This is a genomic window from Paenibacillus koleovorans NBRC 103111 (assembly GCF_004000845.1).
In the GTDB taxonomy this organism is placed as follows: Bacteria; Bacillota; Bacilli; order Paenibacillales; family NBRC-103111; genus Paenibacillus_AA; species Paenibacillus_AA koleovorans.
The window spans coordinates 1-14,377 of the sequence record NZ_BIMA01000021.1 but is presented as its reverse complement, the minus strand read 5'-3'; the positions used below and the strand labels follow the sequence as shown (position 1 = coordinate 14,377).

The window sequence follows — 14,377 nt, the reverse complement described above, 5'->3', positions numbered from 1 at the left end:
ATCATCTCCGATTCTCGTCCTTATACGGTCTCAAGCGGAACCCAAACCGCTTCCTGCATCGCCTGATCGGCACCGAATCCGAGCATATGTCCATAGATGGAGTCTGCCAGCGATGTAGTCGACAAGGAAGCCTCTTGCCCCTTGCAATAACGAATGAAATCTTCCATCAGCCTCAAATCCCCGCCTCCGTGCATATCCATCGACACATTCAGATGGATCCGCTCTTCGGTGTATTCATGGCCGACTCGCTCATCTTCATGCCGTATGTTGAAGTAACCGTCCTCCATCACACCGCTGATTTCCCCCTTCGTTCCGATAATATGGATCGTCCGACAAGGTCTAGCCGTATTGCCGACCAGATTGTGAGTGGCCGTCGAGCCGTCCGCGAACTCCATCAGAACCGACTGATGATCGACCGCATCGTTATCGCATTGCCATACACAGCGTCCATAGGGGTTATCGGTGCGAAGCGACTCCAGCTTCTGTTCCACAGTTGGGGAGGGCCCCAGATGTTCAAGGGATCTCCAGACGTATACGCCCCACAGCCCTTTATCCACATAATGCTTCCTAGCCGAATAAGAGCAGTCGGCTTCGATCGTACAATCAGCCAGGCAGCGCTTCCCCGATCCGACCGGAGCCCGCTCCCTGCGGAAAAAGCTTAACCCTCCGCTGCTCGCCACCCGAATAGGCGGGATGCCGCTTTTCAGCCATGTGATCAAGTCCATATCGTGGCAGCATTTGGCCATCAGCATCGAGGAGCCGCAATGCGCCTTGCTGCTCCACTTGCCGCGGACGAAGGCCGCGGACATATGGTGATAGCTCACATGCTCGGCTGTCTGGATGTTAAGCACATCTCCAATCTCGCCTGCCGCGATTCGCTTGCGAATTTCCAGATAAAACGGAGCATATCGCAGGACATGGCAAATCATGACCTTGCGATTGTAAGACCGAGTTGCAGCTAATAACGCCAAGACCTCCTCCTTGGAGATACCGATCGGCTTCTCCAGCAGGATGTCATACCCAGCCTCCATCAAGGAGAGGCTGGTAGACACATGGAGCTCATCCATCGTACCGTTGATGGCGGCATCCGCTATTTTCCCGGCGGCGAAGAGCTCGCTCAAATTCCCAAAACGCCGATCGGCCGGCAACCGGTGGAGATCGGCCAATCGGTTGCAGCGTCCTTCATCCGGATCGACGACGGCGACAATCTGCAGCTCCTCCGGGTGGGTCAAGCCATAGGAGGCATAAGTTCGGCTGCGGCTGCCGGCACCGACAACAACGACCCTCAAGGGAGCATCGGCCTTGCTTTTCTGACTCGTATAACGGTCTTGACTCGCCTGCATAAATCCCCCTATTTGGCTATACTGCCGCTGTTAGCGTTGTACCAGTCCGTCCAGCCCTGGATCGCCTTGTCCCCGCCCGCAGCGCGCCAACGCTTGACATAATCGTCCCACGAGCTATCGACTTCGATGTTGCCCAGTACGGCCTTGATCACAAACTCGCTTGTGATCTTGTCCAGATTCGGCTTGTCGCCGAACGGAGGCAGCACGGCCTGCAGCTTGTCGATCTCCCCCGAATTGGTGCCTAGAACCAGATTATTAATCACCGGCTTGGCATAGGTCGCTTCCATATAAGTCTGCACTTCAGGCGTAATGTTACCTTGCTTCACCAGAGAGTAGAGCGAGCTTAAAATGTGCAGCTCCTCCATGCCCTTCGTCTCCACCTTGCCGTCAACCATCTTGTAGTTCATGCCTTCTACTCCCAGATAGGTGTACTTATTGCCCTCCGGTGAAAGCACCCAATCGAACAGATCCATCAGTCTGTCAATGTCCTTGCTCGTCTTGGGCACGGCAATATAGTGCCGATTGGTTGAGACATATTGGAACTTGGCCTGCTTGCCGTTCTTCATGAGCGGAAGCTCGACGGCGGTATATTTATCCATCGCTTCCTTGGGAATTTCATTGCCGGAAGCCAGATGCCAGAAGTTGACGAACATCCCATATTTACCGGACTTGATCTTATCGCGGAAGATCGGCGTAGTAATGGTCGGGAATTCGTTGTCCATAATCTTTTCTTTGACCAGCTGGCTGAGGAATTTGACGAGCTCCTTGTACTCCGGCGTAATCTCGGGCGGGGTCACCTTGCCGTCCACAATCCGGTACCGCTCCGCATCGAAGGCCGACTTGAACACGCGACCGCCCGTCCCTGTCGGGTCGGACGTCACCAATAAGCCGTACGTGTCGTTTTTCCCGTTGCCGTCCGGATCCTTCTGGGCGAAAGCTTTCATGACCTCGTAATACTCATCGATCGTCTTGGGCACCTTCATCCCTAGCTTATCGAGCCAATCCTTGCGGATATAGACGACCTGGTGCATCCCATCCTGGCGATTATACGGGAATGCCCAAATCTTGCCTCCTTCGCTTACAGGCAGCCAAGCGTCTGCAGGCATATTCTTCTTGATGTTCGGATAACGCTTCGTGTCGTTAATATACGGCGCGAGATCCTCCAGCAGCCCGTCCGCGGCTAATTGCTTCATCTTGGGAATGTAGCCGTCATTGGTCATGAAAGCATCGGGATTCTGGCCGGAGGCAAGCAAAATATTCAGCTTATCGAAGTATTGCTCCAGCCCCGGCGAATCCAGCTTAATCTCTACCCCTGTTTTCTCCTTAATGAAGCGGTTGTAGATGTTGTCTGTCAGTGAAAGCCCCTTGAGATCCGTCCCGATGGAAAATAAAACTTTGAATGTGGCCGGCCGTTTCGGGTCGGCTGTTGCAGTCGGCTGATCGGTTGACGTAACTTCGCCAGACTTTCCGCCATCCTTGCTGCAGCCTGCAAGCACGGTTAGAGCGAGCACTCCCGACAGGATGCCAAGTGCAGCTCCTTTGCCCCTGATGCGCATACATATCCTCCTCTTGTAATCTGGGTTAACGCCTCGCCAAGGAAGCGCTTACGGCCATTATCAGCCACCCCGCCGATTCAGCCAATTTCCAATCCTTTGGATGGATGTTGATTCGATCAGGTTTCAGTCGAAACCTGAATAATCATGTAAGGTTCTGAAGTTATCGACATCTCTCGCTACCCTCGTTCCGATTCATACAAATTCCGGTAGTCGCTCGGGGTATGGACATACTTCTTTTTGAAATTGCGGATGAAGGAATGGACGGTCACGTAACCGCATTGCTCGGCTATTTCCTGCACGGTCAAGCGCGTTTCCTTCAATAGAATGACCGCTTTGTTGATGCGCAGATCATTGACGTAATCCAGGAAACCGATGCCCAGCTCGTTTTTAATTAGCGTGCTTAAGTAAGTGGGGTTCATCTTCAGCTCTTCCGCGAGCATCGTTAACGAGAGATCCTTGTCGAAGTGCTGATGAATTTTGTCTATGATCAACCGTAAGGTTTTACTGCTTGTGTTGGCTTCCTTTCTATTGCGATAGTCCACAATGCGTTCACAAACATTCATGATATAAACCTTCTTGTCCTTCAAATCCTCCAAGCTGTACAGCGTAATGAAGATATCCTCCTGTACGATATCGTTGATCTCATACCGATACTCGAGCACGACTTTGACCAACACGTACATCAGATTGGAGGATACGGCATGAATCAGGTCGGGTGTGAAGGATTCCGCCGTTACGATGCGATCGAACATACGATCGAGCTCTTCGCCCAGCCCCTGCAAATCGCCTGTCTTCAGCAGCTCGCTCATCCGATTGAGCGATTCCAACGGGAACTGGTGGAAGCTGGCACCGCCCGTAGGCAAGCTGCTGTAGCGGATAATCGACTCCTTGCCATAGATCGTCTTATACTGCAGCGCCCGCAGGCATTGTCCATAGGCCACGTGCACCTGCTCGATTCCGTCGCAGCAATCGCTTACCGCCGCACACATCGTTAATTGGAAATTGTCCTTGACCTCTTTCCGAATATATCGAATCGTCTGTTCCAGCTGAGCGCTCTGCTCCTCCCAGTCGCTCCCTACTGCCACCGGAATTAGCACGCTGATTTTCTCGAACTCCGATTGGACGACACTGATGCCTTGATCGATCATGAACATCCATTTCACCGTGCTGAACACGAGCTTGTTCGTATAGAAGCGATCCTGCTGCGGGGTGGAGAGCAGATGCTTGAAGTAATCGTCGATCTGCAGCACAAGGACGGCATAGCGAGGGGCGTTCAGCTCCAGGCCAAGCTCGATAAGCTTCGGCTGCAGCTGCGAATAGGACTGCTTGCCCGACAACAGATTCGATACGGCTGCATGTCTCAGCTCGTCGAGATTGGAGGAGAGGTTCGTCCGGTAATGAACGAGCGGCTTGGAATACCCCCGCTTGATCCAACGGAAGGAATAGTAGATGACGAACGCGCAAATGACCAGAATCGCCAGGATGTACAGAGAGCTCGGCTTCTGCAGCACCTGCGACTCGGATAAGATGATGATGCTCTTGAGCCCGATCGAGCTTTGCTGCTCCGAGGCATAGTAGAAATAAGCATTTTTGTGGAACGTCCGCTCGCGGTTAAGGGAGTCGAGAATCAGATCCTTCTGGGCAAGAAACGCTTGAAACGCCGCCTCATTGGAATGAGCCAAAATCCGATTGTCCGCATCCAGCAGCACGATCCCTTGGCCTTGGTCGGGAAATACGGACTGGACCCAGGACACCTTCAGATTGATGACAATCGACCCTTTATTGGAATAGACCGGGACATTGGCGACATAAGACAGCACAGCCGGAGAATCGGCTTCCTTCTCGTGCTCCCGGTAATACCACACCCGCTTCCAGCCGGACTCCTGAAATTGCTCAAGCACAGAGCCGTTCGGGAACTCCGCCCTGCTAGACATCATATAATTGGTGGCCAGCACCTTGTCCTCCGCACGGTTATACAGGTAGATCGAGACGATATCCGGGTAAAATTGCAGCAGGCCCAAAAACTTCTTCTGAATTTCGCCCAGCACAAAATAATCCGTCTGCGCGCCGGCAGGAGCTTCTATCCAGCTGGAAATACTAGGATCAACCGAGAGCTGCGTGTAGACCGCGTTCACTTTGTTATCAATCAGGCGAATCGAGGAGGCCAGCGCTTCATTCATATTGCGGTACGTAATCATCTGCTGCTTGGCGGCGTGCAGGCGGGCCACGGTATTGTACATGAAAAAGCTGGCCGTCACGACAGCCAGCGTAATCGTCATATAGATCAGCAATAATTTGCGGTCCAGACTCAATTCTCGTTTCCCTGTTGTGCGCATTGGAAGCCCCCGCTTTTACAATAAGGTGTTCAGCCCTTGACCGCTCCTATCATAACCCCTTTGATGAAATACTTCTGGATAAACGGATAGAGCAGCAGAATCGGCAATGTGGACAGGAAGATGGACGCCGTACGCAGCGAAAGCGAGGACACGTTCCCGTCAAAGTTGGAATCCCCCAGCAAGGCCTGCATCTCCTGTCTCACGACCATATCCCGCAAATAAATTTGCATCACCTGCAAGTCATAGGAGTTGAGATAAATAACCGCATCCATAAACGAATTCCAATGCGTCACCGCGATGAACAAACCGATGGTTGAAACGGCCGGCAAGGATAAGGGCAAGTATATTTTCCAAAATATATATATATCGTTAGCTCCGTCCATCTTGGCGGATTCCTCCAAGCTCGAAGGCACCGATTCAAAAAACGAACGCAGCAGGATCACATTCCACGTGTTAATGGCCCCAGGAATGACCAGCGCCCAGATCGTATCGATCAAGCCTGTGTTCTTCACGATGAGATAAGTCGGAATGATGCCCCCGTGGAACAACAGCGTAATAATGATGTAGAGCATGAACAGCCTTCTTCCGGGCAAATAGGCCTTGGACAAGGCATAAGCAATCGTAAGCTGCAGCGCCAGGTTCACAACCGTTCCCAGCAGCGTCCGTTCGACCGTGACCTTGAAGGAGTTGATGAACTTGTCATTTCTTAAGATTTCCCCATAGGCATCCAGCGTAAACCCCCGGGGCAGCAGCATCAGCTTGCCTTCCTCCACCAAATGCGGATTGCTGAAGGAGGCTATGATTACGTAGTAGAACGGGATAAAGGAAAGGACCGAGAACAGCAGCAGGAACACGGTGATCCAACTGGAGGTGAAGGAGGGAAGTCTACTTTTAGTCAACATTATACAGCATCCTTTCTACTACCATAACGATATATCGCTTGTTTTCCTGGCAATCAGATTGGTCGTGTAGATCAGCACAAACCCGACAATCGATTGGAACAAGCCTACGGCTGTCGTCATGCTGAGCTGGGCGTTCTGCAGCCCCATCCGGTACACATACGTGCTTAGCACGTCGGCCACCTCGTACACGGCCGGGTTGTACATGATGTAAATTTGCTCAAAGCTGACGTCCAGCATGTACCCCACCCGCAGAATCAGCATCAGAATAATCGTGTTCCGAATACCCGGCAATGTGATGTACAGCAGCTTGTGCCAACGGTTGGCGCCGTCGATGGTGGCCGCTTCATACTGCTCCTGGTCGATCCCGGCAAGCGCCGCCAAATAAATGATCGCCCCCCAGCCCGCTTCCTTCAGAACGGAGGAGAATGTAATGACAGAACGGAAATACTCCGGTTTGGTCATGAAATAAATCGGATCTCCCCCAAACAGCTGGATGATCTGATTGACGATCCCTTCTTTGGGACCTAACAGCTGAATAAACAATCCTCCGAATATGACCCAGGACAAGAAATGCGGGAAATAGACGACCGTCTGAATCAGGCGTTTCAGCGCCATCATCTTCAACTCGTTCAGCAGCAAAGCCAAAACGATCGAGGACGTGAAGACGAACAACAGATTGTATACATTGATGAGCAGCGTGTTCCGGATAATCTGATAGAAATCAGGCGATTGGAAAATCGTGTGAAAATGCTTCAACCCTACCCAGGGGCTGCCCCAAATTCCTTTGACGAAGCTATAATCCTTGAACGCAATAATGACCCCGTACATGGGAAAATACCGATACACCAAATACCACAATATCCCTGGTAACAACAGCAAATATAAATATCTGTACTTGTACAAGCCGATCATTCGAAGCCGCATGTCGGGTTCTCCTTTGTGCTAATCTAGTGAAGCTTAATATTCGATGCGATAGCCCACGAGCTTGGCCGGAGCTCCTTGCACGATGGCATAATCAGGCACATCCTTGGTTACGACAGCGCCTGCATGGACAATGGCTTGCCGGCCGATTTTGACACCTGGGACGACACACGCTCGGGTACCGATTACAGCATGGGCGCCAATATGAATCCGGTTAGCCTGATTGCCGCCCTTATAATTGCGCAACGCCTCGCTGTACAGATGTTGATTCGGGGATAGGCTGACGTAAGGATGCAGGGTGACATGATCGTCGAGAATCAACCCAACGCCCAGTGCCGGACTGGAAGGACCCAAGTAGGCATAGCAGCCAATCCGTACCCCTCGCCCTATGCGATAAAAAGGCTTATGGTACTCCAGCATCGCGCCGTACCCGACGGACAGCTCCTCGCCGCAATCACATCCCGCCTCAGTCAAACATTCCTTGATCCATTCTCCCCGGAGCGTATCCCATTCCGGCTGTTGAATGGAAAGCAGCAGCTCCTCCATCCGGTTCCGTTCTCTCTCGTTCATCGCTCTATGCTCCTTCTCAGAGAAGGGGTATACAGCAAACATATTGCCAAATCGCTCATCAACCATATGCGCCACAGCTCCCCTGTCGGTCCTCCATGCTCGTCAGAAACGGTTCCATCCGCAGCTACAAGCCGATCCGCGACGTACTCCAGTCTGGAAGTGATGAAGGGTTCGTTGTCCATCAGATCCTGGAGAGCAAGCATGCTCGCCGGTAGCATAATGTTCGGACGCTGCTCGATTCCTTGACGGCTCTCGTAGGTGTAGTCGATTGTGCCGTCTCGGGATGTGGCGGCTATTACGGAGCGCAAGCCTTCACGCAATGTGGAGCGCAGCTGTGGATTGTGCGTGAGTCTGAAGTAAGGCTCCAGGTACAGCAGCATCATCGCCTGGAAGAACACACTGATGCCGGGCGGCCGAACCGCGGTGTCCGCTCGGTCCGGCAGCCGTTCGCTGTAGGGCCACCAGCCTGGATAATGAGCTCCGAATCGTTGGAGCAGATTGTTCACATACGGTTCAGCTTCCATCAGGAGGCCTGGCTCCCCCAACAACTGACTGGCGCGCGTATAAGCCGCGACAACCATAGCGTCGCCATTCAACACATCTACCGCCGGGGTTTTCGCAGGGCCGTAATCTCTTTTCTTGATGACACCGGAGTATGAGGTAGCCGCATGCTCGCGCAGATAGGCGATCGCTCTTCGGACGGATTGTTGAATCTCTTGCAGCAGCGGACCGTCGACAACACCGCTTCTGACGAAATAATAGTACACGTCGAGCACGGTTCCCAGGTCTACCTGATCCTTGACAGGGGTACCCGGTCCGGCGATCGGGTCCGGCAAATTCCACTCGAACGCTCCTGAGCTATGCTGGTTCGCCAAGACGTAACGCAGGATCTGTACGGATTTATTCAGTGTAGGAGCATCCTCTGTTACTCGCCCATACACCAGATAACCGAGGGCCACATCCGAGGCGAGCCGTGCGGAGAAGGGGCGGCCGCTATCGCCCCCCATATCCTCGTACAGGAAATAAATCTGGTCTTGGCATGCGATTTCCCTTCGAGTCCAATACGGCATGAGCTTGTGGAGCGCTTTCAAGGCAGGGTTACTCATGGGCTGCTGCTCCTTCGATCGTAAGATTTGAGAATGGCGGCGGGATTGCCGCCTACCAACACCCGGTCCGGCACATCCTCCAGCACGTAGGAGCCCGCTGCTACCGTGCTGCCCGCTCCTATAGTCACGCCTTGCCGCAGCGTGACGTGGGCCGCTAACCAGCAGCCTTCTCGAAGCACGGTTGCCGCAGCCGGATGGTCGGCGCTTGTCACGAAAGTGACATATGGACCGATCAGCACATGATCCTCAACAATTAGCGGAATGTCCGGGATATGCACATAGCGGCCCAGATAGACGCCGTCTCCCAGCCGGACGGACTTGGGATTCACGACAACGGCTCCGAAATCCGCCGTAAAGCCTTCGCCGCATGCAGCGAAATGCGGCGCCAACCGTAGTCCTCTGGCCTTGCAGGCGATGCTTAAGGTCATCTCCATGAAGCGTTTCATAAACGCATGGGGCTCAGGCTCATGATCGGGAAGGTGAGGGTGCAGCCTCAAGTCATTCGTTAGTTTGTTGTTCATCCATGCTCTCTCCTTACCAAGGAGCCACCACTTATGTTCACACCATTAACAATCGTTGTTCCCACCTCTACAGTGACTCTAGGGCCAATGGTTACTTCAGCTCCGATGTGTGTAGCGACTAGCTCGGCAGGTGTGGCGTTGAGGTCATAGGCGATGCTGTCCAATGAGAAAAAATGGCCAATGGCCGTCCGGCTTCCCACGCGCAGCAGACTCCTCGACTCGCCTTCCTTGCCGCCACCCCCACCCATCACACTGTAAGACCCGATGGTAACGTCATCTCCAATCTCAAACCTTGTATGTTGCACCGACCAGATCACACCTACTCCGACAGATAGTCGGCTTCCGCACCTGGAGCCGTTCTGATGGAGCCACGCTCGGATTGCCTCGCCACGTTCCAGATTGCGAGCTGAAGCTGAGGCGTCCAGGGATTCGTATAAAGCTCCCATCCGATCGGTGTCGTTCCAATCGTTCCGAGCATTCATAGGCTGTCACCTCCTATTCAAGCGTACTCCCATCCGGAATGGCGGGTAAATGAATAATGCTTTTGATTGATGTGCAAAAATTCGGTTCCTAGGATGGGATCGCCTGTTGTCTTTCGAAATCAAAGAAAAAACCTGACTGGGAGTTCTCCGGTCAGGTCCTCTGGCATAGGTGTTCAGTTTGAAAAACGGCGCCATTTCGCTTTGATTGTTATTGGTCAACTTTCCGTCTCTGTCCCCGGTTGCACCAACCTGCCACCACCAGTAACCTTGACTGGTTAGCGCCGGAGAATACCGGAAACGCACAGCAAGTGTAGAAATACGACCAGGACGACCAACTATGTCATTCTTCTCCTGGGAGACGATTTCGTTCATTTTTGACCCCTTGTTTTTTTTCGCTGTGCATGGGAAATTAATTGTTGGAAGGGTAAGGAGTTACTTGAGGAAGACCAACCAGGGGGACCTGAACTACAGGAGGGCATTATGAAAGCACTGATCATCTCAGATGTTCACAGCAATCTAAAGGGACTGGAAGCCATTTTCCGAGCCGAACCGAACTATGACGTCTTGTATTGCGCGGGAGATTTGGTCGATGTGGGGCTGCATCCCAAGGAAGTCATTCACATTCTTCGGGAGCGAGGCGCTATCTGCGTGAAGGGAAATCACGATGAGCGGGTCATCAGCGCTTATCGAAGCGGAATGGATCTGTGGAGCATCCCGCACACCGAGTTGGATTGGATGCACGACAATGCCAGAAGGCTGGATGAAGAGGATATTGTCTATCTTGAACATTTGCCGGAGCGAGTACAGTTTGAGCTAGACGGAATCGGGTACAGCCTTCAGCATAGCTATGACGGGTATAACACGATCGATAGGGCATCTCAATTTATGGCGTACTGGGAGCAGGTCACATCTCCGTCTATTCGCGATGCTGCTGAGAAACGGTTGATTTTCGGCCATACTCATCGGCAAGGGGTCCATTATGTAAACGACCGCTGCCTCTGGCTGAACCCGGGAAGCGCTTCTTATACCAGACCCGACGATCCGGTCAGAGGAGCGCATTACATCGTCATCGACAATGGCCATATCCGTTTGAAGCATGCCGACTATGAAGGAAGCATGATAAGAGAAGAGATGGGGCAATATTGGCAGCAGTTGCGCTCAGCCATGGCTTCTGAAGGTCAATGATCTTAATACGAACCGCAAGTTTGAATGTGCGTTCCACTCGTAACGGACATACAGTTTCAGTTTTGAGCATTAGCTTGCCGGAAATCAAGCCTATAAAAGAGTCCGGCACAGTTGCGCCGGACTCGTCGGCGAGCTATTTACGATGATTGGTTTACAGTGACTTGCTGGCAATATAGGCTTGGCGTTTTGCCCGTTATCGATCCGCACGCGCGTGACGTAGCTGATGAAGGTATCACCAGACTCTTCTTTGAACAGCCTGCTTAGATGAATTGAACATGTTTCTATCAATTTCTATATTCAATCGGCGACCTTCCGGTTTTAAGCTTAAAGAGTTTTGAGAAGTGCTGAGGGTATTCAAACCCTAATTCATGCGCAATGACGTTTACTGGCTTTTGTGTCCCGAGAAGCATACTTTTTGCCCTTTCAATCAAATAAAAATGAATATGCTCTTGCGTATTTTTGCCTGTTTCTTTTTTTAATAAATCACTTAAATAGTTTGGAGAATAACCAATTTCCTGGGCAAGGAATTTAACACTTGGCAATCCAGATGTTTTTAGTTTATCAGAGTCAAAATAATTTTTTAAGATCTCTTCAAACCTGAGGATCTCCTCCTTATTTACTTTTGTCCTAGTAATAAATTGCCGGCCATAAAACCGTTTGCAATAAGATAATAGCAGCTCCAAATAAGAATGAATCAAATCCTGGCTAAACTCATCCGTATTTTGGCTGATTTCATGGTTAATATCATAAACAACTTCCGTCACTTTCTGTTTTTCCTGGTCTGACAAGTGGAGTGCCTCATTACTGTTGTAAGTAAAGAACGTATATTCATTCATCTTTTTTCCTAGTGCGCTTCTATAGATCAGATCAGGATGAAAACAGAGATTCCACCCATTCGATTCCGTTTCTTCAGGATGCTCCTCGGATATAAAGACGGATTGTCCAGGTGATAAGAAAACAAGACTGCCCTCATGAAAGTCATAGTACTGTCTGCCAAATTTTGTTCTACAGCTATCTCCATTTTTAAGGCCGATCGAATAGAAGCTTGTAATAATATGTAAATCAATGGTAGAAACAATCGGTTTTATTTTTGAATAATCAAAAATCGTGATAAGCGGATGTTTAGGCTTTTCATACCCCATGAGCTCATGAAGCTGAGAAATAGATTCGATTTTATAAGTTGTTCCCATAACCCTCCCCCATTCAAGAATAATCAAGCTTTACTCTGTATTCCGCCTGCAGTGAAATGGAATCCCTTCCCTATAAGCCAGGTTGGGAAAACAATCAATTCAAACAATAATCCTGGAAAATACATCACAATCCCCGCACCATTAACTGTATCGATCACATTTAATAAATCCAGAATGGCGCTCGACAATAACAGTGCATATCCAACAAAGCCCCATACAGATAGCCATCGTGGAATGAGTTTGGATTGAAAAAACAAGTAACAAAGCATCAGGCTGCAAACACCAAGAATAAGCATAGCGATTTGATAAGTGTCATATCTCAACTTTATTGCCAGGGTCCCTATCGTTTGTAAATATAAATCATTCGGAGTGCCTGCCTTTATATACGCTTGACTTAGTTCCAGGAGGAATAAATAAATGATTGCCCCGACAATAAGGAACACACACTCTAAGATCCTGAAACTGAGATAGGTAAAGGCTACGGTTTGATTATACCTTTTTAGTACGGGGAACAGCATAATCGCAATGCCAACGATTCCAAGAGACAGTACCAGTATAAGGATCGCTCCCGATATCATCAGATTTTTATTCAGAGAAAAATCAATTATTGGAGAACTTAGAACAGGCGCTACAAGATAAGCGTCCAGCATGCCTACAATCATGGTAAGTATAAATAAAACTCCTACAATTCTCGCGGACTTTCTGTAAGTATTATTGTCTAGCACTTCAATTCCTCCTTTTTTATTCATGTTATTACGAAACAGGCGAACTATAAATAAACATATTACCGAATAGCTAATACGTTTTACTGATTTCACTCGTCAACTTCCTCCGCCGCAAGTCCCTTTTCGCTCCTTGATTCAAGCCATCGTAGACCCGAACAACAATAACGGCTACCAAGGTTTATCCTGGTAGCCGTCGCTATTACATCCCTGTCGTTATGACATCCACTCTATCGGCGCTTATGGAATATCCCGTCGAGCTGCTGTTTTTGGTACCGGTCACTCTTACCCTAAGCGTGTGCTGCCCGTTAGCTAAAATCGGGCTGGAATATAACAGCGCTTGCTCTACCCTTGTTGCCGCGTATGCGTCTACATTGGTTTCTGCTCCTCCGTCTATGGAGACGGCCATGATGCCATGATGCGACGCTTTGGCAGCATATATTTTGATTTGCGTTCCGTAGAAACGTACCTGGTAGTAATTGTTAGTGGTGCTCGAAGCGTGGTCATCATTGTTATACTTGCCGGATCCTGTCCAGTAGTCCCAAGTACCGGAGTATTCAAACTGGTTATTCCCGGTTCCTGTCGTGTTGTCATTAACCGTTGCAGTACTGAAAGATGATCCCCAAACTTCTGTTTCATGAATGCTGAACCAGTTCGAGCCTTGGGAGTTTGCAGCGGTCATGGATACCCTTACATATCTCCCATCCAAATCAGTCACGTTTATGGTCTGCAGCCCGCTATTCAATGCCGTGGAGCCGCTCCATACCTGCGTATAGGTAGACCCGTCGCTGCTTACTTCAATCCTAATTGGATAAGTCCTTGTTCCTCCATTATACATCATCATCCAGACATCCTTGATGATCTTGACAGAACCCAGGTCGTAGCGTATCCATGCGTTAGCCAGTGTTTCATCGTTGGTCCATCGGGTGCCTGTGTCTCCGTCGTAGGAGTATACCGCTAAACCTCCTGTCATTTCGGACCCGAAGGCAACCGCCGATATAGGGATTGAGGATGAATCCGGAACCGTAGTGATATCCACTCGATCGGCGCTGATGGAATTTCCCGTCGAGCTGCTATTTTTGGTGCCCGTCACTCTTACCCTAAGTGTATGCTGGCCGTTAGTCAGTACCGGGCTTGTGTACAATAACGCCTGCTCGACTCGGGTTGCCGCGTAAGCATCCACATTGGTTTCCGCTCCGCCATCTATCGATACGGCCATGATCCCATGGTGTGCCGCTTTGGCAGCATATATTTTGATCTGAGTTCCATAGAACCGAACCTGATACTGATTATTCGTGGTACTCGAAGCATGGTCGTCATTCTCGTATTTGCCGGCTCCTGTCCAGTAGTCCCAGGTACCTGTAAATTCAAATTGGTTATTGCCGGTTCCTGTCGTGTTGTCATTCACAACGATTGTGCCTGGCGATGGCGTTGGTGTTGGTGTTGGTGTTGGCGTTGGTGTTGGTGTTGGTGTTGGCGTTGGCGTTGGCGTTGGTGTTGGCGTTGGTGTTGGTGTTGGCGTTGGCGTTGGCGTTGGTGTTGG

At 50.5% G+C, this 14,377-nt stretch carries 13 protein-coding genes; 1 reads left to right on the top strand and 12 read right to left on the bottom strand.

The annotated features are described in order from the left end of the window. Positions 1-20: 20 nt before the first annotated feature. The 9 genes from PKO02S_RS09490 to PKO02S_RS32300 all read right to left on the bottom strand — a co-directional run bounded on the left by PKO02S_RS09490 (position 21) and on the right by PKO02S_RS32300 (position 9,733). Positions 21-1,343: a Gfo/Idh/MocA family protein gene (locus PKO02S_RS09490; RefSeq protein ID WP_127581667.1), complete on the bottom strand. Its 1,323-nt coding sequence runs from the start codon at positions 1,341-1,343 to the stop codon at positions 21-23. A gap of 8 nt (positions 1,344-1,351) precedes the next feature. Then, on the bottom strand, positions 1,352-2,899 hold the full coding sequence (locus PKO02S_RS09485) for an extracellular solute-binding protein (RefSeq protein WP_127581665.1): 1,548 nt from the start codon (positions 2,897-2,899) through the stop codon (positions 1,352-1,354). A 176-nt stretch (positions 2,900-3,075) separates the two neighbouring features. Beyond that, positions 3,076-5,235, bottom strand: a complete 2,160-nt coding sequence (locus PKO02S_RS09480) for a helix-turn-helix domain-containing protein (protein ID WP_127581662.1) — start codon at positions 5,233-5,235, stop codon at positions 3,076-3,078. Between the two features lie 29 nt (positions 5,236-5,264). After that, on the bottom strand, positions 5,265-6,137 hold the full coding sequence (locus PKO02S_RS09475; RefSeq protein WP_127581659.1) for a carbohydrate ABC transporter permease: 873 nt from the start codon (positions 6,135-6,137) through the stop codon (positions 5,265-5,267). A gap of 18 nt (positions 6,138-6,155) precedes the next feature. Beyond that, on the bottom strand, positions 6,156-7,061 hold the full coding sequence (locus PKO02S_RS09470; RefSeq protein WP_127581656.1) for an ABC transporter permease: 906 nt from the start codon (positions 7,059-7,061) through the stop codon (positions 6,156-6,158). Positions 7,062-7,094: 33 nt separating this feature from the next. Continuing rightward, positions 7,095-7,628: an acyltransferase gene (locus PKO02S_RS09465; protein WP_164821369.1), complete on the bottom strand. Its 534-nt coding sequence runs from the start codon at positions 7,626-7,628 to the stop codon at positions 7,095-7,097. Further along, positions 7,625-8,734, bottom strand: coding sequence for a hypothetical protein (locus PKO02S_RS09460; RefSeq protein ID WP_127581649.1), 1,110 nt, complete (start codon positions 8,732-8,734; stop codon positions 7,625-7,627). The genes PKO02S_RS09465 and PKO02S_RS09460 overlap by 4 nt, the downstream gene beginning before the upstream one ends. Beyond that, entirely contained in the window at positions 8,731-9,255 is a 525-nt protein-coding gene (locus PKO02S_RS09455) for an acyltransferase (protein ID WP_127581646.1), read from the bottom strand. Before PKO02S_RS09455 ends, PKO02S_RS09460 begins: the two co-directional genes overlap by 4 nt. Positions 9,256-9,574: 319 nt before the next feature. Beyond that, positions 9,575-9,733: a hypothetical protein gene (locus tag PKO02S_RS32300; protein ID WP_164821368.1), complete on the bottom strand. Its 159-nt coding sequence runs from the start codon at positions 9,731-9,733 to the stop codon at positions 9,575-9,577. 484 nt (positions 9,734-10,217) lie between these two features. On the opposite strand from PKO02S_RS32300, the gene PKO02S_RS09450 reads away from it, so the two are divergent. Then, positions 10,218-10,922 (top strand): metallophosphoesterase family protein, encoded by a 705-nt coding sequence (locus PKO02S_RS09450; protein WP_127581643.1) that lies wholly within the window; start codon positions 10,218-10,220, stop codon positions 10,920-10,922. Between the two features lie 284 nt (positions 10,923-11,206). Here PKO02S_RS09450 and PKO02S_RS09445 read toward each other — a convergent pair whose 3' ends face one another. The 3 genes from PKO02S_RS09445 to PKO02S_RS09435 form a co-directional block, all read right to left on the bottom strand. Then, a complete protein-coding gene (locus PKO02S_RS09445; RefSeq protein WP_127581639.1) occupies positions 11,207-12,112 on the bottom strand; it encodes a helix-turn-helix domain-containing protein in 906 nt (301 codons plus the stop codon). 23 nt (positions 12,113-12,135) lie between these two features. Next, positions 12,136-12,930 (bottom strand): DUF4386 domain-containing protein, encoded by a 795-nt coding sequence (locus tag PKO02S_RS09440; protein WP_127581636.1) that lies wholly within the window; start codon positions 12,928-12,930, stop codon positions 12,136-12,138. A 106-nt stretch (positions 12,931-13,036) separates the two neighbouring features. Next, positions 13,037-14,242 carry a discoidin domain-containing protein gene (locus PKO02S_RS09435; RefSeq protein WP_218033917.1) on the bottom strand — a complete coding sequence of 402 codons (1,206 nt, stop codon included), beginning with the start codon at positions 14,240-14,242 and terminating at the stop codon, positions 13,037-13,039. Between the last annotated feature and the right edge of the window lie 135 nt (positions 14,243-14,377).

What these genes read in the sequence shown, in the direction of transcription:
- PKO02S_RS09490 (WP_127581667.1), bottom strand. Translation starts at nt 1,343, where the DNA reads ATGCAGGCGAGTCAAGACCGTTATACGAGTCAGAAAAGCAAGGCCGAT.
- PKO02S_RS09485 (WP_127581665.1), bottom strand. Translation starts at nt 2,899, where the DNA reads ATGCGCATCAGGGGCAAAGGAGCTGCACTTGGCATCCTGTCGGGAGTG.
- PKO02S_RS09480 (WP_127581662.1), bottom strand. Translation starts at nt 5,235, where the DNA reads ATGCGCACAACAGGGAAACGAGAATTGAGTCTGGACCGCAAATTATTG.
- PKO02S_RS09475 (WP_127581659.1), bottom strand. Translation starts at nt 6,137, where the DNA reads ATGTTGACTAAAAGTAGACTTCCCTCCTTCACCTCCAGTTGGATCACC.
- PKO02S_RS09470 (WP_127581656.1), bottom strand. Translation starts at nt 7,061, where the DNA reads ATGCGGCTTCGAATGATCGGCTTGTACAAGTACAGATATTTATATTTG.
- PKO02S_RS09465 (WP_164821369.1), bottom strand. Translation starts at nt 7,628, where the DNA reads ATGAACGAGAGAGAACGGAACCGGATGGAGGAGCTGCTGCTTTCCATT.
- PKO02S_RS09460 (WP_127581649.1), bottom strand. Translation starts at nt 8,734, where the DNA reads ATGAGTAACCCTGCCTTGAAAGCGCTCCACAAGCTCATGCCGTATTGG.
- PKO02S_RS09455 (WP_127581646.1), bottom strand. Translation starts at nt 9,255, where the DNA reads ATGAACAACAAACTAACGAATGACTTGAGGCTGCACCCTCACCTTCCC.
- PKO02S_RS32300 (WP_164821368.1), bottom strand. Translation starts at nt 9,733, where the DNA reads ATGCTCGGAACGATTGGAACGACACCGATCGGATGGGAGCTTTATACG.
- PKO02S_RS09450 (WP_127581643.1), top strand. Translation starts at nt 10,218, where the DNA reads ATGAAAGCACTGATCATCTCAGATGTTCACAGCAATCTAAAGGGACTG.
- PKO02S_RS09445 (WP_127581639.1), bottom strand. Translation starts at nt 12,112, where the DNA reads ATGGGAACAACTTATAAAATCGAATCTATTTCTCAGCTTCATGAGCTC.